Origin of the sequence: Microcella sp., assembly GCF_025808395.1 — a bacterium.
Classification (GTDB): domain Bacteria; phylum Actinomycetota; class Actinomycetes; order Actinomycetales; family Microbacteriaceae; genus Microcella.
Map to the genome: position 1 here is coordinate 2,602,665 of NZ_CP075524.1, position 18,338 is coordinate 2,621,002.

Here is an 18,338-nt window from a genome sequence, read left to right on the forward strand (position 1 = left end):
CGACCGTCTCGCTACAGCGACACGAACGGAATCGTGAGCGTCAGCACGAGGCCGACCGCGAAGATCGCCGAACTCACGCCGATCAGCACGAACTGCGAGCGCCGGCTCTTGAGCACAGCGGCGACACCGAGCAAGAACAGGGCGACAGCGAAGAGCACGGTGTTGAGAGTGAGTCGATCACCGTTCGTGTTCGCGTCGTCGCCGGCAGCGGTGGCCTCGGCCGCGTCGTCGTTGAGGTCGCTCCACGCGCCGAAGAGGCTCTCGAGGTAGGGCTCGTGGTTCTGCGGCGGCGTGTAGAAGTTGGGGTCAGCTTCGTTCTCGACATCGGCCCACGCGATGGCAGCGGCAAGTTCGTCAGAGACGGCGACGAAGCTCAACAGTTCGTGCTTCTCCGTCGCGAGCTGCGCGATGAGTGGGTCTGAGGCGCCCATCTCGACCTCGAGTTCGAGCAAACGGGCGAGCGTCGAAGAATCCTGCACGAACTGCTGGTTGCCTTCAAGGTACGCAGACTCGGCTTCGGCGGTCAGCCGGGTCGACTGAGCGTAGTACGAGTCCATCTTCGAGCCGTACAGCGCGGCTTGGAATGACGCGTAGGCGGTGAACACCGACACAATGCCGAGCATGATGACGATAATCAGCTCGACGTTGCCGAAGAGGCTCGAGATGCGGCGGGGCTCAGACGGTGCGGGGGCAGGGGTCGACGACAAGATGCTCCTCGATGAAGGGGGTGGTGGCCTCGCGTCTGCAGACACTCCGCTGGCCTCCGGCGAAGACCGGCTGTCGAATCGTACCGTTGCGGCATGGATGTCACGTCGGGCGGCACGGCGATTCTCATCGCGGTCGCCGCCGCGCTGTGGCTGCTGTATCTGGTGCCCATGTGGCGCCGTCGCTCTGAGTATCTGGCGACAGAGCGCAACGCGATTCGACTGCAGCAGACGCTGCGCATCATGGCGCAGTCTGCCGATGTTCCGGCAGAGGTTCGGGCTGAGCTCACCGCGCGCGACGTGGCCGCGCAGCAGCGCACGCTCGCGGCCCGCCAGCGTGAAGAGGCAGCGATCGCACGAGCGCGCGAAGCTGCCGCTCAGCGTGCCCTGCGGGCGCGACTCACCGAGACCGCACCTGGCCTCGTCGCCGAAGTGGATGCTGCACGCCGCGGTCAGCGTCGCCTTCGACGTTCGCGTGCCGTCACCTCACTGCTCACCCTGCTCGGCATTGCCGGAGTCGTCGTCTCGATCACCACCGCCGCGTGGGCCTGGGCCGGGTTCGCCGCGTTCGTCGTGATCAGCGGCATCACCCTGCTGTCGGGGCTGGCCCGGGCGAGCCGCCGACGCACGGCCGATGTCGTCACGACGGCCGCACCGCGGTTCGTCGACCTCGCGCCGCCCGCGCGTCGCGCCGCACCGGCACCGCGCCGCGAGTGGACTCCGACGCCGCTGCCCAAGCCCACCTACCTCAGCGCTCCGGTCGTGCCGGCGGGGGCCGTGGCTCCGGCTCTCGACCATGCGGCCGCGCTGGCCGCGGCGGCTGCCGCCGCCGAACGCGCTCAACGCGTGGCGGCAGCGGCGCGCGCCGCCGAGGTTGACACCGACGTGGATGCCCGGCCAGAGCATCCGGCCCGCCCCGCCGCGGCGACCGCAAGCCGGTTCGATCGCATGGGACTCGTCGACCAGCTTCCGACGCGACCGCCCGACCTCGACGAGGTTCTGCGTCGGCGTCGCGCCGCGAGCTGATCTGCCGTTCAGCACCGCTGCGCCGCGGTGATAGTGTGGTGACGCTCTACGGGCCTGTGGCGCAGTTGGTAGCGCGCCTCGTTCGCATCGAGGAGGTCAGGGGTTCGAATCCCCTCAGGTCCACCATCCCAAGTCGCCACTATTCAGGCAGACCCGAGACTGCAGCACTCGGGTTTACCAGGATGGGCATCTCCGCACACGCGCCGATGGTGAGGAACAAGCTCTATCGGCCTCATCGCTGAGCAATCCTTGGCGAGAACCTCGGTTCGGCATAAGGTTGGTCGACTAGTGACGGGAGGCTCGTTGAACGATCGAGTTTGGGTTCTCCCGTTGGTCGGACCCGCCGCACTCCAAGCTGTTGGTGGAGTCAGTTCCGTCGTGCGAGCCAATGTCGGGACTCTATTGAGTGAGGCAGCGCCAGACCCCTCTTGCCTATTTCAGAATTCCTCCGATGAAATCACCTGACGTTGTCTTTGTTGCCTGCCTTTTCCTCGTTAGCGCGCTCGGCCTCGTTCTTGCGTACATAGACCCTGCTGTAGGAGCACTCGGCGGCTTGACTGTCGTGGTCGGGTCCGATGGGGTCTTGTGGCAGGTGCAGACAACCTTTTTATCCGTGGGATTCGCGGGTCTTGCAATTGCCGCTCAGCTCTTCGCGGAGGCTCCAACGGCGGTAGGGGCTAGTAGAAGCAGTGTTCTCGATCACGTCCGAGCAGGGTGGTTCGTAGGCGTCGGCTTGACAGCGAATCTGATCATAGCGGTCCAAACGGCGTGGCTTCCGAGCCCAATCGGGGCATTGGGTGTGTCACTGTTCTGGTTCCTTCCGACGGTAGCTCTACTCGTCAACTCCTCCATTCGACTTGTGGCCCTGTTCGGCAACCCGTCTCGGCTGGACGAGGTCGTGCGAACGTCGTTGGTGGATACGCTTGCACGTCGCCTTGAGTTGACAGCGAAGTCGCAAGGTGAGTCTCAACGTCGACTTAAGTCGCTAGCCAAGCTGGGCCTGCGTCTCGGAGACCTCACGGAGCGAACTGCCGTTCTCAATGTTCCGGTGCCGCGAGCTGGACTCGTTTTCAAGGGGGTGAAACCACAGGTACTAAGTCACGCTCTCGCACTCCTTGCCCCCGCGGTAGCGACAGGTGGTGCTGGCCCCATGGGCACTGCTTATAGCCCCGCCCAGGTGTCCATCGAATTATTGCCCGGCGAGCGAACTCGGTTCGGTCAGACGGCATTTCGCGTGGGGTCTGATAGGCCTTTGCCCGACGAGCTTAGGAATCGTCTGATTCGTACACTCCAGGCGAGCGTCGACTTTGAGTCGGCCGATGTCGTCACGCCCGAGGAGGAAACCGATCGGGAGATTGCCAACCTGAAGGACGCAATTGGCGTGAGCCTTAGGACTGGGGCCTTTGGAACTGCCGAAAGAGCTCTCAAGCTCCTGAGCGACGTTGTTCGGAGCGTTTGGATTTCTAGATCCGACACAGCAGAATCCTCGAAAAGACCGAATACGAGGCAAAGAGACTGGTTGTTCCGGAGCATCTGGGAAGTCGAACAGGATGCAACTCTCTCATCGCGAAGCGCCGATCTCTTCATTAATCAAGCGATGACTAGAGCAATTGAGGCGCCAAAGGTTAACTCGATCGCTTATGTGGAGGAGTGCCTGCGAAGTTTCGAGCACCTCTGGTCTGAGATTCTCGTCGACGAGAGGAGCTCCTCCGAGCGGCACCTGAATCGAATCTGCACCTGCATACAGAATTTAGCCGAGTACTCATTTCCGTTCGCCGATTTGCGAAGCGAGCTTCAATCGAGGGCGGTGTGGTCGTTCGTCGCGATCGTCAAGCTCTCGGTGGAGGCTGGACGCCCGGATTCAGCGGTTCGCGCGGCACAGGAATTGGTCGGACTATTCGAGTACGGCGATCACAAGGAGAGCGGTCGAGCTGATGTCCGCGCCGGCCAACTTGTGCTTTCAGGGTGGCTCCGGTACCGACGCTCACGAGATGACCAGCACGGAACCACTTACTTCGCTCTTGAAACCATCCTCGTACCCAATGGCTCGAAGAAGGAAATTCTCAGAGCTCGCGAAGTTGCGGAAGCTGCTACGTCACATTCGCGATGGGATTGGTGGGAGTTGGACGATGGTGGTTCCCGTCGCGTGCGGACGATGCAGTTGGGTCGCTATGTCGACCAAGTTGAGCTTGAGGCACTCGCCAAAGCTCGCGGATCACTCCCCGAGGCGGCCAACCAGACAATCTCATCGACCTACGAGCGTCTTCTACGGCTAGCAGAAGAGACTGGGACTGACGAAAGCGAGACTGGACCGAACGCCACGCTGAAGGAGGCGCTCGCGGCGCGCGTCCAGGAATGGCAACACGCAGAACGCGAACGGCTGGGCCGCGAGCCGATCTCCCGCGGCCGCGTGGAGCGAATCGCCGCTTCGATTCGGGAGACTTTCAAGGCAGGAACGCGACTCGCCGAAGTCATCCCGACTGTCCAGCGGCAGTCTTCCAAGGCCGAGTCGGCTCGCCCTATCCTCGGCATGAATCTTCGAGTTCCGCGCGACTATGTAGTTGATCGCGTGTTCAACAACACCTACGCGGACCCCTCCGACTTGGGCCGGATGATCGCCCGCGGCTTTCAGGATGCAGAGGACGCAAAGATCGTAGACGTGTTGCGGTCCGTCTCCCCTTTTCCGAGTGCGGCGAACGAGGCCGCAATCATCCGCGCTATCAAAGACCTGGGATCCGCCGCTAGAAACTTCGCGTTCCTCACCCCTTACGGTGGCCTAGACGATCTCGATGAGTGGTACTCGCGCGACTTGGCGGAGGCGCTCGAGAGCGTCGAGCGGATCGAAACCGGAGCGCTCGAGCACGAAGCGATCCTTTTCGATCGAAATAGCTCCCTAAAGTCTGTGAGGCGGCCCGAGGCGAAGAACGGACTCGAGACAGTTGGAGGCACAACCATCTCACTAGGGGTTTTCGATGATGTGGTGAGTGACGGTGAGCCCCAGGTTCGGCTCGAGTCTGGTGAGTACTTCGTGGTTTGGCCAGGACCTAAGCCACGCGTCGTGCGCTTCGTGTCTGATCTTTGGGCCCCCGAGTAGTGCTTCGTAGGCGAGGGCGCTTGGCGTCATGTTGAAGACAATGCCCACATGATGTTTAGGGCATCATGAGATGCGTGTCTGTCCACGACGCGATGTCGACTCCATGGTTATCGGGCGACGCGAGGGTCCACCACGCCGGGGCGTGCGAGTCGTCGACGAGCCTGCCGCCCGCCGCGAGTGCAGCGTCGACGCGTGCCTGAGCCTGGTCGGCCGGCACGAAGACGTCGAAGTGCGTGCGGCCCCTCGATGCGGTGTCGCCGGTGATCGGGTTGAAGGCGAGCTGCGGCCCGCCCCGCAGTGGGTCGACGGCATCGGTGTCGCCGAGCGGCTCGTACCCCAACGCGGCCGTGAAGAAGGGGCGCACGTCGACCTGCGAGTGCTGGGCTACGTAGATGCCGACTGACTGCACCCGCGATGGCTCGGGTGTGAAACCCAATCGGGCGGCCGCCTCTGACACGGCGGCGGCGAAGTGCGCCGTTGTGGCCGGGATGCCCTGCTCATCGCGATACGGCACTTTCACCACTACTGCCTCCGGGCGTACATCGAAGTCGGGTCGTACGCCGAAACGCTCGGCGGCGGAGATCGCGGGCTCGAGCAGTTCTGCCGCATGCGAGAGAGACTCCGCGGCGAACACGGCTTGCGGCCCAGCGCCAGTGACGCGCCAGTCGCCAACTCCCGACGCTCTGTGGAACTCGGCTGCGGAGAATGTCGGGATCTGCTCTGCGCTCACGGATGGCTCCTTCACCTCTTGCACGCGCCACCGCCCGTCGGCGAGAGCTGGCGGTGGGGTTCACCGTACTCCGACGAGCTGCCGGGCCGTCGAGCACGCGAGAGCACTCTGCAGACTATGGTCTGGCTCGTAGTCAGGGCCGAGACGTCGACTCTGGAGCGACGACGGTGACGCCCGCGAGGTCGAGTGCTTCAGCGAGCTCACCTGTGGGCAGTTGATCTGTCACGAGATAGTCAGCAATCTCGAGCGGCGCGACCTGTGCGAAGAGCCGGCGATCAAACTTCGACGAGTCGGCGAGCACGACGACCGTGTTTGCCCGACGCATCATCTCGTGCATCATTGCGGCCTCACCAGCGTTGCTCGTCGTGTAGCCGTCGCTTGCAGACACTGCGCCGACGCCGATGAGTGCAATGTCGCAGCTCAAGTCGATGGCCTGGTCGCCGGTCGTGAGTCGCAGCAGCACCGGTCCAGTAGTCGATTGGGTCACGGTGCGCACCGCGCCACCGAACACATAGATGTCTCGCACAGCGTCGGGAGCGATCTCTGAGGCCAGCAACAGGTTGTTGGTGGCGACGGTGAGATCACGGTGATCGTGCAGTGCTCGCGCCACTGCGAGGGCGGTGGTTCCTGCGTTGATCATGATCACAGCACCGTCACCGATCAGGTGAGCCGCCAGTCGCCCGATGGTCTCCTTCTCACGGCTCTGCAGCCGCAGACGCTCATCGATCGCTCGGTCGGTGCGTGGCACCGTGTGCACACTCACAGCGCCTCCGTGCGTGCGCACGACCAGCCCGTCGGCGTCGAGTTGGTCGAGGTCGCGGCGAATGGTGTCGATCGAGACGTTGAAGCGCTCTGACAATTCACTGACAGTCACTTGCTTGACATCGTCCACGTGCGCGACGAGGTCAGCCTTGCGCCCCGCGGGGAGTCGTCGGCGAGAGGGCTCGACCCTGAGGGATTCTTGCTGATTCACGCGCCCATCCTACGGCGGCCTCCCGCGACACACCGCTAGTTCGTGCAAAAAACGGAAAGAAGAGCGCAGGAATGCCGCGAGATATCGCAACGGGGGACTGCATGGCGCTGTTATCTGCTGGTATCTGCCGGAAATGTGGAGCACTTCACCTTGACACTGCAGAAAACTGCGTTTACGATTCGAAGAAGTTGCACCAATGCGCACTAAAGTGCGTAATACAGAATCCCGAGAATGGAGAATCATGAGCAACGACGCTCACGGGGCGCATCGAGCGCTTCGTATCCTGGGCGGCACCGTCGCCGCAGCAACGCTGATCATCACGGCCGGTTGCACGGCCACCGCAGAACCAGCCGACAACGACACCATCACTCTCGAGTTGGCACAGTGGTGGGAGCCCGAGCTTCCGGCCGGCGCACTCCGCGCAATCGTCGACCAGTTCGAAGCCGAGAACCCCGGTGTTCGAGTCGAACTACTGAGTGGTCCGTACGCCTCAACGAAAGAACAGCTCTTTGCCGGTGCAGCAGCCGGCACGATGTCAGATGTCGTCGGTCTTGACGGCGCCTGGGTGAGTGACTTCGCGAAGCAGGGTGCTCTTGCCGACATGACGCAGCTCATGGCCGATGCCGGATACGACGACAGCCAACTCGCGAGCCAGATTCAGCTCGAGGGTTCGACCTACATGATTCCGGTCGTCAACTTCGTCTACCCCATGTTCACCAACAACGACCTTCTCGGTGCGGCCGGGGTCGAGGGCGTGCCGAGCAACCGCAGCGAGTTCCAGGCGGCGGCAGAAGCGGTGAGCGGCCTCGGCGACGGCACGAGCGGATGGGTTCTTCCCCTCTCGCTTGAGACGCCCAACGGTATTCAAAACGACGTGATGTCGTGGGTGTGGGCCTCGGGCGGAAGCATGCTGTCGAACGGTCAACCTGACTTGCTCAACAGCGACGTGCGGTCTGCTGTCAACTACATTCAGGGCCTGTGGGATGCTGGCGCGATCGCACCCGGATCGTTCACGCTCAAAGAGCAAGACAAGCTCGAAGAGTTCACGAACGGCCGAGTGGGAATGATGATCTCGTCTCTCGCGCACATCAACATCATTCGCGACGCGAACCCCGATCTCGACTTCAGCATTTCGGCTTTGCCCGCCGAAGACGGCTACGAGGGCGAGCGCGGCATCCCCTACGCCTCGTGGGGTATCGGAGTGTCTGAATCGTCTGAGCACCCTGAAGAGGCATGGAAGCTCGTTGAGTTCCTCATGAGCGTCGACGTCAACGCCGAGCTGTCGACGATCGCCAATGCCTTCCCCGGCAACACGCAGTCGGTGCCCGACTTCGTGCAGGGGGACGCAGTCTTCGCGACGGCCTTCGAGATCTACCAGAGCGGCTACCCCGCGAACGAGTTCGTCGGTCTCCCTGTCGCTGAACAGCTCATGCGACTGTTCGCCGAGCAGCTGCAGCGAGCTCTCGACGGCCAGCAAACGGTCGAAGAGGCCCTGCAGAAGGCGCAAGACGCCTGGCTCGCAGAGTTCTAGAGACTGACCGCCCACCGGGCCGTGCCGCGGATGACCACCACCTCCGCGGCGCGGCCCGCCACCCTCAGCGCAGAGGAATGACTACCGTGACCACCCTGCACTCGAGCCGCCGCACGGCGCTCGCCCGCGGGTACCGCCGCACCGAGCCATACCGGTTCTTGTCGCCGACCATCATTCTGATGCTCGTTCTCATGGCGCTGCCGATCGGGCTCGTCGTGAGCTACTCGATCTACGACAACGTCATCACGAACCGCAACCCGAGTCTCGTGGGCCTAGAGAACTACATCAAGATTCTCTCTGACCCCACCTTCACCATCGCGATCGGCAACACGGTCTTCTTCACCGTGGGAAGTGTCGCGGTGCACCTCGTGCTCGGGCTCGGGTTTGCGATGCTGCTGAACTCGCCGCTCATCAGCGCGTGGGTGCGAGGAATCTTCCGGGTGATCTTCATTCTTCCGTGGCTCTTCACCGTCGCGATCATCGCCGTCTTGTGGCGCATGCTGCTCAGCCCGAACGGCGTCATCAACTACCTTCTCGTCACCCTGGGCCTGCCGGCTCAACAACTCGAATGGCTCAGCGACCCTCAACTGGCGCTGTGGGCGGTGACCTTCATCAACATCTGGGCCGGCTACCCGTTCTTCATGATCAGTCTGCTTGCTGGCCTGCAGGGCATTCCGGCCGACCTCTACGAAGCAGCCACCGTTGACGGGGCGTCACCGTGGCAACGCTTCATTCACGTCACCTTGCCGCAGTTGCGCCCGATCATCATCAGCATGATGCTGCTCGACCTCATCTGGACCTCTCAGCAGTTCGCCCTCATCTGGATGACGACCGGCGGCGGCCCCATTACTGCCACAGAAATGCTCAGCACCTACACCTACAAGCTCGCCTTCAGCCGCTACGAGTTCGCCCTCGCGTCGACGAGCGCCGTCTTGATCTTGGCGATGTCGATGGTTCTCGCATACTTCTACGCCCGTCACCAGAAGGCGAGAGACTGACATGACTCACTACACCGTTCGCCGTCGCCTCACGCGATTGGCCGTCATCGTCGGACTGTTGGCAGGCGCGGCATTCGCCGGGCTGCCGATTCTGTGGATGCTCTCAAGCTCGTTCAAGGCCAACCCCGAAATCTTCGCCTACCCGCCCCAATTGGTGACACCAGGATTCTCTCTCGACGCCTATGTGAGCATCCTCACCGATCCGGTCAAGATTCGGTTCTTCATCAACAGCTACGTGGTGGCACTCTCGGTCGTCGCCCTGACTCTGCTCGTCGCGATTCACGCGGCCTACGCGTTCAGCCGTTTCGAGTTTCGGGGCAAGAGATGGCTGTCGACGATCATCATCAGCGTGCAGGCGGTGCCGCCGATCACGCTGCTGATTCCCTACTTCGGGCTCGTGGTCTCACTCGGCCTCTACAACACCTACCCAGGGCTCATCTTGACCTACATGGTGTTCACCTTGCCGTACGCGATCATCATGATGACGGGCTACTTCAACACTCTTCCGCGAGAACTCGACGAGGCTGTTCGTGTCGACGGCGCGGGATCTATGACTGCGCTCTGGCGAGTGCTCGTCCCTGTCTCAGTACCCGGCATCGTCTCCGTCGGTGTGTACACCTTCATGATCGCGTGGAACGAGTACCTCTTCGCGCTCACCCTCACGCGCACAGAAGATATGCGCACCGTTCCGATCGGCATCCAGCTGCTCATGGGTCAGCACTCGTATCAGTGGAACGAAATGATGGCCATGAGCATTCTCGGGTCGATCCCCGTCCTCCTCCTCTTCCTCTTCTTCCAGCGCTACTTCATCGGGGGCCTCGCCTCCGGGGCTGTGAAGAGCTGAAGATCGTCCACCACCACGCACAACACCAGCTAGGAGAAATTCAGTGCTCATCACCGGCAAGCAGATCCTCGAGGTCGCCCATGCTCATGACTTCGCGGTTCCCGCGTTCAACATCAGCGACTACGCGATGTTCAAAGGCGTCGTCGAGATCTGTGAGAAGAAGCGTGCTCCACTCATCGTGGCGATCCACCCCGACGAACTCGCCCACATCGGCACCGAATTGGTCGCCGGCATCATCGCCCGAGCTCACAGCAGTTCTGTGCCCGTCACTGTTCACCTCGACCACGGTGCCACCCGCGACCAGGCGCTCATCGCGATTCAAGCGGGGTTCACCTCGCTCATGATCGATGGCTCGATGCTGCCCTTCGACGAGAACGTGGCGATCACTCGTGAGGTTGCAGAGATCGCGCATGCGGTCGGACTGTCGGTCGAGGGCGAACTCGGCACGATCGGGAAGGCAGACAACTTCGGCGAGACCGGAGCCGAGCACATCATCTACACCGACCCGCAAGACGCGGTTCGGTTCGTGGCCGAGACCGGTGTCGACAGCCTCGCGGTCGCGATCGGAACCTCACACGGCCTCTACCCGGCCGGAATGAAGCCCGAGCTCAGGCTCGATCTGCTCGCCGAGATCAAGGCTGCCGTCGCCATGCCCCTGGTCTTGCACGGTGGCTCGGGAAACCCCGACGACGAGATCGGGCAGGCGGCGCGCACGGGAATCAACAAGATCAACATCTCGAGTGACATCAAGGTGGCCTACCACGACGCCATGCGCGACGTGTTGAAAAATGCAGATCTTCGTGAGCCGCTCATCATTCAGCCTCCTGCGATCGCGGGAATGAACGTCGTGGCGGCGCACAAGATCGATCTCTTCGGTGCCGCAGGCAAGGCAGACTTGTACTAAGGCGGTGACAGCAGTGACACCACGGTCGGTGCTCGGGCTCGGCGGCACGGTTGACTTCGAACTCACGCTCGACGAACACGTGCTGGGCGAACTCGTGCGCGAGTACGACATTGTTGCCGGAGAGCTCAGCCGCTCGCGTGCAGTCGAGTCTGCGCGCGACGCGATCGTGGTGTTGCTTGCTCACATCGACGAGGCAGTGGGCAGCGAACGGTTTCTCGCCGACCCGGCCGTTGCTCACGAGCTTGCCGCGAAGTTTGAGCACCGTGTCACTCTCGGCGGAACCTGCACGCGTGCGGCGCTCGCGATGCACGTGCTCGGTGTGCCCAGCACTCTGCACCTTGTGAGCATCGACGACACCGTGCGCAGGCTCTTGCCGCCGGGCATTGAGTGGGTGTGCAGCGCGCAGAGTGATTCGCTTGACCCGCACCTGATCATTCAGTTTGCGAAGGGCTTCACTGTCGAGGTGGGTGATCGCACCATCACAGCACGACGCGCTGACCGGGTGATCTTCGCCAATGACCCACCGCATCGCGAACTGCGCATCGCCGACGAGCTCGGCGAGCTTTCGGCAGAGGCCGACGTCATCGTGCTCTCCAGCTTCAACGTCATTCAAGATGAGCACGTCTTGCGCGACCGACTTGCGACGGTATTGCGTCACGTGCAGAGGAGGCCAGCTGACTCGATTCTGTTCTTTGAAGACGCTGCATATCATCGCGCCGGGTTCTCGAGAGTTGTGCGTGATGCGCTCGTCGAGCGAGTGGATGTCTGGAGCATGAACGAGAGCGAGGCCGCGGAGTATCTTGGCTACCCCTTGCCGGTCGACGAGCCGTCGGAGGTGGCCGACGCGTTACGTTCCCTGCACGCCGCCGTGCCAGCTCGCACGCTCGTTCTTCACACGGCAGGCTGGGCAGCGGCGATCGGTCGTGAGCCCAGCAGATGGCGTGATGCTTTGGTGCTGGGCACGAGCGTGGCGGGGTGCCGTTTTGGTCGAGGAGACTCGATGACAGCGGCCGATGTTGTCGAGGTGCTTGACGGCCCCCGGCAGAAGGTTGGGCTCGATGTGGCTGCAGCTCTCAACACTCAGCACGACGTTGTGTGCGTCGCGGCACCGGCCATCACGACGCCGAGCCCGACCACGATCGGTCTCGGCGATGCCTTCGTCGGCGGCATGGTGGCAGCGCTCTCGGTGGGGCTGCCCGCTGTGCGCAGCCAGATCGAAACACGGTGAGGATAGGCGGCACGGCCGTGCGGGGGGCTTCGCACGAGACCGAACTCGTGCGGCTCTCATCGAACCGCGTGCCCGATCGGTTCTATCGAGGGGGCCCCGCACTCGGAGACTTTCGCGGCGAACGAGTGGAAGCCTCGCACGAGCCCGAAGACTGGGTCGCGTCGACGACGTGTGTTCACGGCGGCACACGTGCGGGGCTCACGACACTTCCCCATGGCCAATTGCTGCGTGACGCGATCGCGGCTGAACCCGAACAGTGGCTCGGCCCAGTTCACGTCGAACATTGTGGCGCTGACCCTCTGCTGCTCGTGAAGCTGCTACACGCCGGGCAACGGCTTCCGGTGCACGCCCACCCTTGCGCGGCAGATGCTGCACGGCTCTGTGGCGAGACGCACGGCAAGGCTGAAGCCTGGTACATCATTCGGGGTGGCGAGGTGCACCTCGGGCTGAGAGAAGAGCACGATCATGAGGGTCTTGCACGCTTGATGCGCAGCCGAGAAAGCGACCTGCTCGCGGCGCTGCACCGCGTTGCCGTGGCGCCAGGCGATGTCGTCTACGTGACGCCCGGCACCCTGCACTCGATCGGGGCGGGGGTTGTGCTGCTCGAAGTTCAAGAGCCGAGCGACCTGTCGATCATGCTTGAGCACGAGCCGTACGGTCTCGACCCCACGCGCGACGGGCATCTCGGAGTGGGGTACCCCGCCGTATTGTCAGCGGTGACCACCAGTCGCCTGCCGATGTCGAGACTCAAGTCACTGGTGTATCCCGCTGTGGCCTCGAAACAAGTGCTACCTGTCGAGGCAGATCGCTACTTCCGCCTCGAACGAGTCATCGTCGACCGTCCCCGCCGCCTCGAACGAGGCTATGCGGTTCTCGTGGTCACCGCTGGAACGGTCTCACTTCGTGCGGGAGGGCGAGTGCTCGAGGCAGTGAAGGGTTCTACTTTCGTGGCCCCTTTCAGTCTTGGCCCAATGGTCGCGACGGGTCGGGGAGAGATCATCGTCTGTCGACCTCCGCAACGAGGGCCCGTCGCGTAGCATCGGCGGCGTGAGTGCGCAGCAGTTCACGGCCGTGCAGGTCAACTTGTTCTGCGACGACGTCGAGCTCGTCGCGGGGTTCTTTCGTGCGCTCGGCTTCGCCGAGGTGTTCCGAACACCCGCGGAAGGGCATCCGGAACACCTCGAAGTCGACGCGGCTGGTACGCGCATCGGCCTCACCTCAGCCGGCGCCGCCAACCGCATCGCGCGCCTGGGCGTCGGCGCGCAACGCCACGCGAGCACCGAGGTCGTTTTCTGGTGCGCCGACGTCGACGCTGCGTTCACCGCTGCGATCGACGCAGGAGGCTCTGCTGTCTCGCCGCCGCAAGATTCACCCGATGGGCGTCTTCGCTATGGCTGGGTGCGCGACCCGGAAGGCCACCAGGTCAAGTTCGTGTCGTCTCGCTGACGGACGCGAGCGCGCGTGAGGGCACGCCGCGAAAGAGCAACGACAGCAGAATCGCGAACTCGCCCACGGTGGCCGGAATGGTCAAGATGCTCGCCAGGTCTGTGGCGTCGGGTGCGAGCGTGCCGACCACGATGCTCGCGATGTAGCCGATGCCACCGCCGATGAGCACCCAACCGATCCAGCGCCATGCGTAGGCAGACTGCAGCACGAGCATTCCCATGGGAATCAGCCAGGCGCCGAAGAAGACGACTCCGGCCGCCCAGAAACCGTTGGCGAGCAGCACGAGAAGGCTTACCTGCACGGCCGCGTCAGCGCTACCGCTGTCGGCGATCTGGATGGCGGTGCCCAGTGCGGCGGCACTGCCCAAGATCGCAGTCGCGTTCATGAGGCCGAGCGTGGCGAGGGTGCCGGCGGCGAAGGAGTTCACGCCGCGAAAGAGCTTGAAGAACCAGAGTGCGGTGAGCACCTGCGTGACCACGATGCCGAGCTCGAGCAGCAGCCCGAGGCGAGCGAGGGGCAGGTTGCTCGCGAGCGCGTCGAGCACGGCGCCGCTCTCGCCGGCGACGAAGACCTGCGGTCTGATGAGCAGAAAGCCGAGCATGCCGGTCACGGCAAGACCGAGGTAGAAGGTGCCCGTCAGGCGGGCGGTTCGGGTGAGGGGGTGCATGGATGCTCCGATCGAGTTGCGGTGCCCGTGACTCGTGCACCTTATGGCGTAAGGTTGCCATACGCTGTAAGGTAACGCAAGATGGAGAGCGTCGAAGGGATGCCGTGGCCACTGCTGAACGACCACCGGTCACGCGAGAGCGCATTCTCGACACCGCCCTCTCGCTCGCCGACGCCGAAGGGTTGTCGGCCGTGAGCATGCGGCGCGTGGCGACCGAGCTGGGGGTCGAAGCGATGTCGCTCTACCACCACGTGGCGAACAAGGATGCGCTGCTCGATGGTCTGGTCGAGCGAGTCGCCAGCGAGGCACTCGACGAGTCGATGGCGGCCGCGGCGCGACAGGGTGCGGCCTCTGACGACTGGCGAGCTGCCGTGCGCACCCGCAGCCTTGCCGCCAGACGTGTGATGCTGCGGCACCCGTGGGCGCCGGCCCTCATCACCTCGCGAAGCGTGATTCCGTTGCAGGTGCAGTCGATGTTCGAGGCAGTGCTCGGGGCGATGATCGAGGGCGGCGTGTCGTATCGCACGGCGCACCGCGGTCTGCACGCCCTCAGCAGCATGGTGCTCGGCTTCGTGCAAGAGCCCTTCAGCTCGCCCGAAGGCGGCCCTCAGATGGAAGGCGTCGAGATGAGTGACGACCTCGTCGCGCAGTTCGCCGAGCACTTTCCGTACACGGCCGCGATGGTCGGGGCAGAGCTGCACTCTGACGACGAGGCGACGCTCGGCTGGTGCGATTCGCAGACCGAGTTCGAATTCACGCTCGGGCTGCTGCTCGACGGGCTCGAGCGCGCCGCCAAGGCGGGGGAGTGACCGATGCCGATGCCGCGATGGTGGGCGCGCATGAACAAGTGGAGCTTCAACCCGAGCGAGTTGAAGAAGGGCAAGCGCCCTGTCATCATCCACAGAGGGCGCACCTCCGGCCGCGAGTATCAGACACCTCTCGACGCGCATGCCGTCGCGGGCGGCTACCTCTTTCTGCCGCTCTACGGGGCGAACTCTGACTGGGTTCGGAACACTCTTGCGGCGGGCGCTGCCCGACTGCGAATCGACGGCGCCGAGCTGCTGCTCACGGCGCCGCGGTTGATCGATGAGGATGAGGCGTTCGCACTGCTACCGGATGGCACGCCGAGGCCACCGGCATGGTTGAGGCTCGAGCAGTACTTGCTCACTGATTGCGACGCTCGTACGTGAGCTGCACCATGCCGTTCTCGAACCGCTTCTCGCGAGTGAGGTTGAGGTCGAGGCGAACGCCGTCGGGAAAGACGCGCAGACCGCCGCCGATGATGACGGGGCACACGAGCACCTCGACGACGTCGATGAGCCCGAGGCGGAAGGCCTCGGCCGCGAGCGTCGGCCCCTCGATCGTGAGGTCGCCCGTCGCCTCTGCGCGAGCGCGCTCGAGCGCCTCGACCGTGAACTCGGGCTCAAGCCGCGTGCGCTGCGTCGACACCTCTGTGAGCGTGCGCGAGAAGACGACCTTGTCGGCGCGCTGCCAGAGCTCGGCGAAGTTGGCCGATTCGGGCGACCCTTCGGCCCACGTCGGGTCGGTCTCCCACCCCGCCATCGTCTCGTACATGCGTCGGCCGTAGAGGTAGGTGCTCACCGACTGTGCGTCGGCGATGAGCGAAGCGACCACGGGCTCGGGCGGAAACGCCCACGAGAAATCGCCCTCGGCGTCAGTGTTGTAGCCGTCGAGCGACGACATCACCGAGTACACGATGCGCGACACGTCAGCGCTCCCCGGCGAGCAGTGCGCCGAGCGCCTCGAGCAGCGCGATGGTGCCGGCTTCGCGCTGCTCGCCCGTGTCGAAACCATCGAGATGGATGCCGTGCTCAGCGTGGGTGAGGCGCGTGCCGCCCGGCACGACCTCGAACTCGTACGACGCCACCGAGGTCGAGATGTGCGTGCCGTCTATCCACATGTTGTAGGTCGTGACGATGCGCTCGTGCTCGACGATCGACGTGTACTCGGCCTCGTAACGCGAGTGCGGGCCGTCGTGAAACGTGCCTTCGGCGACGTCGCGCCCGCCGACGCGGAAGTCGAAGCGCCACTCGCCGATCGCCCACGAGTCGTCTTCGCCGAACCACTTCTTCTTGAGCGACTCGATGGCGAAGGCCCGCCAGACGTCGGCGATGGGCGAGGGGTAGTCGCGGGTGAGCGTGAACCCGGCGTGGGCGAGACTGCGCTCGCGGTGAGCTGTCGTCATGAGCGTGCCTGGTCTCTCGTAAAGGTGACGTGGGTGACTCCACTCGGTGCTGTGACAGAGCTGACCTGGTAGTCGCGATCGAAGTGGCGGAGGGCATCCCACAATCGAATGCCGCGCCCGAGCACGATCGGTGTGATCGCGACGTGAAGTTCGTCCACGAGACCCGCCGTGAGAAACGGCACCAGGCTCGTCGGTCCACCGCCGATGCGCACGTCGGCGCCTCCGGCGGCTTCGGTGGCGATCGCGAGCGCTTCGGTGGGCGAGGCGCTGATGAAGGTGAACGTCGTGCCGCCCAGCATCTCGATCGACGGCAGTTCGCGATGGGTGAGCACGAAGACGGGGTAGCGGAATGGGGGAGTGTCGCCCCACCAACCGCGCCAGTCGGGGTCGTCGGGGTAGGCGTGCAGCCCGAACTTTCCGGCGCCCATGATCTCGGCACCGACCCCCTCGAAGTAGCGCTGATGGAAGTCGTCGTCGAGACCCGTCGTCCCCTCGCCGGAGGTGTCGCCGAAGACACGCTCGCGGAACGATCGCGTCGCCACGTAGTGCTCGGTGAGGCGGGCCCAGTCCTCCCCGAACGGCGACTCGGGAGTCGCGTCATCGGTCGCGGCAATGCCGTCGAGCGAGATCATGAGGTCGGCGCGAACGCGGGTCATGGTGCCTCCTGGGCGAGTTGGGTGCGGGCGAGGTGGATGCCCAGCCGATCAGCTTGGCGCTCTGCAGGTGTGCGCTGCTCACCGAGCCAGAGGTGCAGCGCGTCGAAGGCGCCGGGGCGCAGACTCGCCGTGCGCACGCGCCCGACCTTCTGCGTCGTAATGATGCCCGCTGCCTCGAGCACGCCGAGGTGCTGCAGCAACGAGGGCAACGCCATGTCGAACGGCTCGGCGAGTTCGGTGACCGTTCCGGGCGCTCTCGCGAGACGCTCGACAAGTTGCCGACGGGTCGGGTCGGCGAGGGCGCGAAGCACCGACGCAACATCGTCAGAATAGTTAGGCACAAGCCTAAGTATTGTGCCGTTTCGTGCGCCGTGTCAAGCGTTCACAGCAGTGCCGACGCACCGATGACCGAGAGCAACTGCAATCGTGCATGCGTTTCGCTGCCCGGCACGGCCGTGTACACGAGCAAGAAGTGCGATTGATCGGGGTCGACGAGCGTCTGACAGTGCAACTCGAGCGCGCCGACCTCGGGGTGCACGAATCGCTTCATCTCACCCATCGGCACCGACACCTGCTGGTCATCCCAGAGCTCCCGGAACTCCTCGCTCTCGGCGCGAAGCCGCTCGGCGAGCTGCGCGACCGCCGAGTCGGGCCCGCGACGCGTCGCGACGACTCGCGCGTTCGAGACGAATACTCGTGAGAGCCGCTCGTGATCGCGCGGGTCGTAGCGATCGCGGGCGGCAGGGTCGGTGAACCAGCGGTATGGCAGGCTGCGGGCGGGGCCGCGGAGGGCGGTCAGATCGCCGAGCATTGCGATGGCAAGCGGCGTCTGCTTGAGCGACTCCCCGATCTCGCTAACGATCTCGGCGGGAGTGTCGCCGAGCCGATCGAAGATGCGCAGCATGCCAGGGCTGATGTGCGCGCTCGACGGGCCGCGCTCGGGCGGGCGCTGGCCGGCGAGTCGGAAGAGGTGGTCACGCTCATCGAGCGTGAGGTGCAGGCCCTGGGCGATCGCAGCGATCATCTGCTCGGACGGTTGGGGGCCTCGCTCGCGCTCGAGCCGCGAGTAGTAGTCGGTCGACATGTGACACAGCGCCGCGACCTCTTCGCGGCGCAAGCCGTCGGTGCGGCGCCGCGGCCCGCGCGGCAGACCGACATCTTCCGGTTGCAGCGACTGGCGGCGGTGGCGCAGGAACGCGGCAAGGCCCGAACGGTCGATCTGCATGGCGCACTCCCTTCTGCCGGTACGACTCGTGTTTACAGTGTGGCCCGCTCGGGCATCCACGGCCTGTCGATCCCTTGATACGTGCGCCCTGGATGACTCGTGACCG

General features: G+C 64.1%; 20 protein-coding genes and 1 tRNA gene. 12 read left to right on the forward strand and 9 right to left on the reverse strand.

What is annotated here, in order from left to right; translation table 11 throughout:
• Positions 1–11: 11 nt before the first annotated feature.
• Complete coding sequence (locus KIT89_RS12765; protein WP_297602203.1) at positions 12–707, reverse strand: hypothetical protein; 696 nt, start codon at positions 705–707, stop codon at positions 12–14.
• A gap of 93 nt (positions 708–800) precedes the next feature.
• Here KIT89_RS12765 and KIT89_RS12770 point away from each other — a divergent pair, with 93 nt between their 5' ends.
• The 3 genes from KIT89_RS12770 (at position 801) to KIT89_RS12780 (ending at position 4,824) form a co-directional block, all read left to right on the forward strand.
• Positions 801–1,730, forward strand: coding sequence for a hypothetical protein (locus KIT89_RS12770; protein WP_297602205.1), 930 nt, complete (start codon positions 801–803; stop codon positions 1,728–1,730).
• A 50-nt stretch (positions 1,731–1,780) separates the two neighbouring features.
• Positions 1,781–1,856, forward strand: a tRNA-Ala gene (locus KIT89_RS12775).
• A gap of 325 nt (positions 1,857–2,181) precedes the next feature.
• Positions 2,182–4,824, forward strand: coding sequence for a hypothetical protein (locus KIT89_RS12780; protein ID WP_297602207.1), 2,643 nt, complete (start codon positions 2,182–2,184; stop codon positions 4,822–4,824).
• Positions 4,825–4,879: 55 nt separating this feature from the next.
• Here KIT89_RS12780 and KIT89_RS12785 read toward each other — a convergent pair whose 3' ends face one another.
• Both KIT89_RS12785 and KIT89_RS12790 read right to left on the reverse strand, forming a co-directional pair.
• Positions 4,880–5,554 (reverse strand): VOC family protein, encoded by a 675-nt coding sequence (locus tag KIT89_RS12785; RefSeq protein ID WP_297602209.1) that lies wholly within the window; start codon positions 5,552–5,554, stop codon positions 4,880–4,882.
• A 133-nt stretch (positions 5,555–5,687) separates the two neighbouring features.
• Positions 5,688–6,527 (reverse strand): DeoR/GlpR family DNA-binding transcription regulator, encoded by an 840-nt coding sequence (locus KIT89_RS12790; protein WP_297602211.1) that lies wholly within the window; start codon positions 6,525–6,527, stop codon positions 5,688–5,690.
• A 241-nt stretch (positions 6,528–6,768) separates the two neighbouring features.
• Between KIT89_RS12790 and KIT89_RS12795 the strand changes: the two genes are divergently transcribed.
• From KIT89_RS12795 to KIT89_RS12825, 7 genes are all read left to right on the forward strand, one after another.
• The gene (locus tag KIT89_RS12795) at positions 6,769–8,058 is read left to right on the forward strand and encodes a sugar ABC transporter substrate-binding protein (protein ID WP_297602213.1); all 1,290 of its coding nucleotides are present in this window, start codon (positions 6,769–6,771) and stop codon (positions 8,056–8,058) included.
• 86 nt (positions 8,059–8,144) lie between these two features.
• A complete protein-coding gene (locus tag KIT89_RS12800) occupies positions 8,145–9,056 on the forward strand; it encodes a carbohydrate ABC transporter permease (protein ID WP_297602215.1) in 912 nt (303 codons plus the stop codon).
• Position 9,057: 1 nt separating this feature from the next.
• Positions 9,058–9,900: a carbohydrate ABC transporter permease gene (locus tag KIT89_RS12805; RefSeq protein WP_297602217.1), complete on the forward strand. Its 843-nt coding sequence runs from the start codon at positions 9,058–9,060 to the stop codon at positions 9,898–9,900.
• A gap of 43 nt (positions 9,901–9,943) precedes the next feature.
• Positions 9,944–10,804, forward strand: coding sequence for a ketose-bisphosphate aldolase (locus KIT89_RS12810; RefSeq protein WP_297602218.1), 861 nt, complete (start codon positions 9,944–9,946; stop codon positions 10,802–10,804).
• 13 nt (positions 10,805–10,817) lie between these two features.
• A complete protein-coding gene (locus KIT89_RS12815) occupies positions 10,818–12,032 on the forward strand; it encodes an ADP-dependent glucokinase/phosphofructokinase (protein WP_297602220.1) in 1,215 nt (404 codons plus the stop codon).
• Between the two features lie 308 nt (positions 12,033–12,340).
• Positions 12,341–13,069 carry a carbohydrate kinase gene (locus KIT89_RS12820; RefSeq protein WP_297602222.1) on the forward strand — a complete coding sequence of 243 codons (729 nt, stop codon included), beginning with the start codon at positions 12,341–12,343 and terminating at the stop codon, positions 13,067–13,069.
• Between the two features lie 10 nt (positions 13,070–13,079).
• The gene (locus KIT89_RS12825) at positions 13,080–13,478 is read left to right on the forward strand and encodes a glyoxalase/bleomycin resistance/extradiol dioxygenase family protein (RefSeq protein WP_297602224.1); all 399 of its coding nucleotides are present in this window, start codon (positions 13,080–13,082) and stop codon (positions 13,476–13,478) included.
• Here KIT89_RS12825 and KIT89_RS12830 read toward each other — a convergent pair.
• On the reverse strand, positions 13,456–14,145 hold the full coding sequence (locus KIT89_RS12830) for a DUF4386 domain-containing protein (protein WP_297602226.1): 690 nt from the start codon (positions 14,143–14,145) through the stop codon (positions 13,456–13,458). The two genes, KIT89_RS12825 and KIT89_RS12830, sit on opposite strands and share 23 nt — an antisense overlap.
• A gap of 104 nt (positions 14,146–14,249) precedes the next feature.
• Here KIT89_RS12830 and KIT89_RS12835 point away from each other — a divergent pair, with 104 nt between their 5' ends.
• Together KIT89_RS12835 and KIT89_RS12840 are read left to right on the forward strand one after the other, a co-directional pair.
• The gene (locus KIT89_RS12835; RefSeq protein WP_297602228.1) at positions 14,250–14,954 is read left to right on the forward strand and encodes a TetR/AcrR family transcriptional regulator C-terminal domain-containing protein; all 705 of its coding nucleotides are present in this window, start codon (positions 14,250–14,252) and stop codon (positions 14,952–14,954) included.
• A gap of 3 nt (positions 14,955–14,957) precedes the next feature.
• Positions 14,958–15,335, forward strand: coding sequence for a nitroreductase/quinone reductase family protein (locus KIT89_RS12840; RefSeq protein WP_297602229.1), 378 nt, complete (start codon positions 14,958–14,960; stop codon positions 15,333–15,335).
• Here KIT89_RS12840 and KIT89_RS12845 read toward each other — a convergent pair.
• Genes KIT89_RS12845 through KIT89_RS12865 form a run of 5 tightly spaced genes read right to left on the reverse strand, consistent with a single transcriptional unit; the run spans position 15,310 to position 18,232 of the window.
• Positions 15,310–15,873, reverse strand: coding sequence for a dihydrofolate reductase family protein (locus KIT89_RS12845; RefSeq protein WP_297602231.1), 564 nt, complete (start codon positions 15,871–15,873; stop codon positions 15,310–15,312). The genes KIT89_RS12840 and KIT89_RS12845 overlap by 26 nt on opposite strands.
• 1 nt (position 15,874) lies before the next feature.
• Positions 15,875–16,351, reverse strand: coding sequence for an SRPBCC domain-containing protein (locus KIT89_RS12850; RefSeq protein WP_297602233.1), 477 nt, complete (start codon positions 16,349–16,351; stop codon positions 15,875–15,877).
• Positions 16,348–17,007: a dihydrofolate reductase family protein gene (locus KIT89_RS12855; RefSeq protein WP_297602235.1), complete on the reverse strand. Its 660-nt coding sequence runs from the start codon at positions 17,005–17,007 to the stop codon at positions 16,348–16,350. The genes KIT89_RS12850 and KIT89_RS12855 overlap by 4 nt, the downstream gene beginning before the upstream one ends.
• Complete coding sequence (locus KIT89_RS12860) at positions 17,004–17,348, reverse strand: helix-turn-helix transcriptional regulator (RefSeq protein WP_297602237.1); 345 nt, start codon at positions 17,346–17,348, stop codon at positions 17,004–17,006. The genes KIT89_RS12855 and KIT89_RS12860 overlap by 4 nt, the downstream gene beginning before the upstream one ends.
• A 41-nt stretch (positions 17,349–17,389) precedes the next feature.
• Positions 17,390–18,232, reverse strand: a complete 843-nt coding sequence (locus KIT89_RS12865) for a helix-turn-helix transcriptional regulator (RefSeq protein WP_297602239.1) — start codon at positions 18,230–18,232, stop codon at positions 17,390–17,392.
• Positions 18,233–18,338 lie beyond the last annotated feature (106 nt).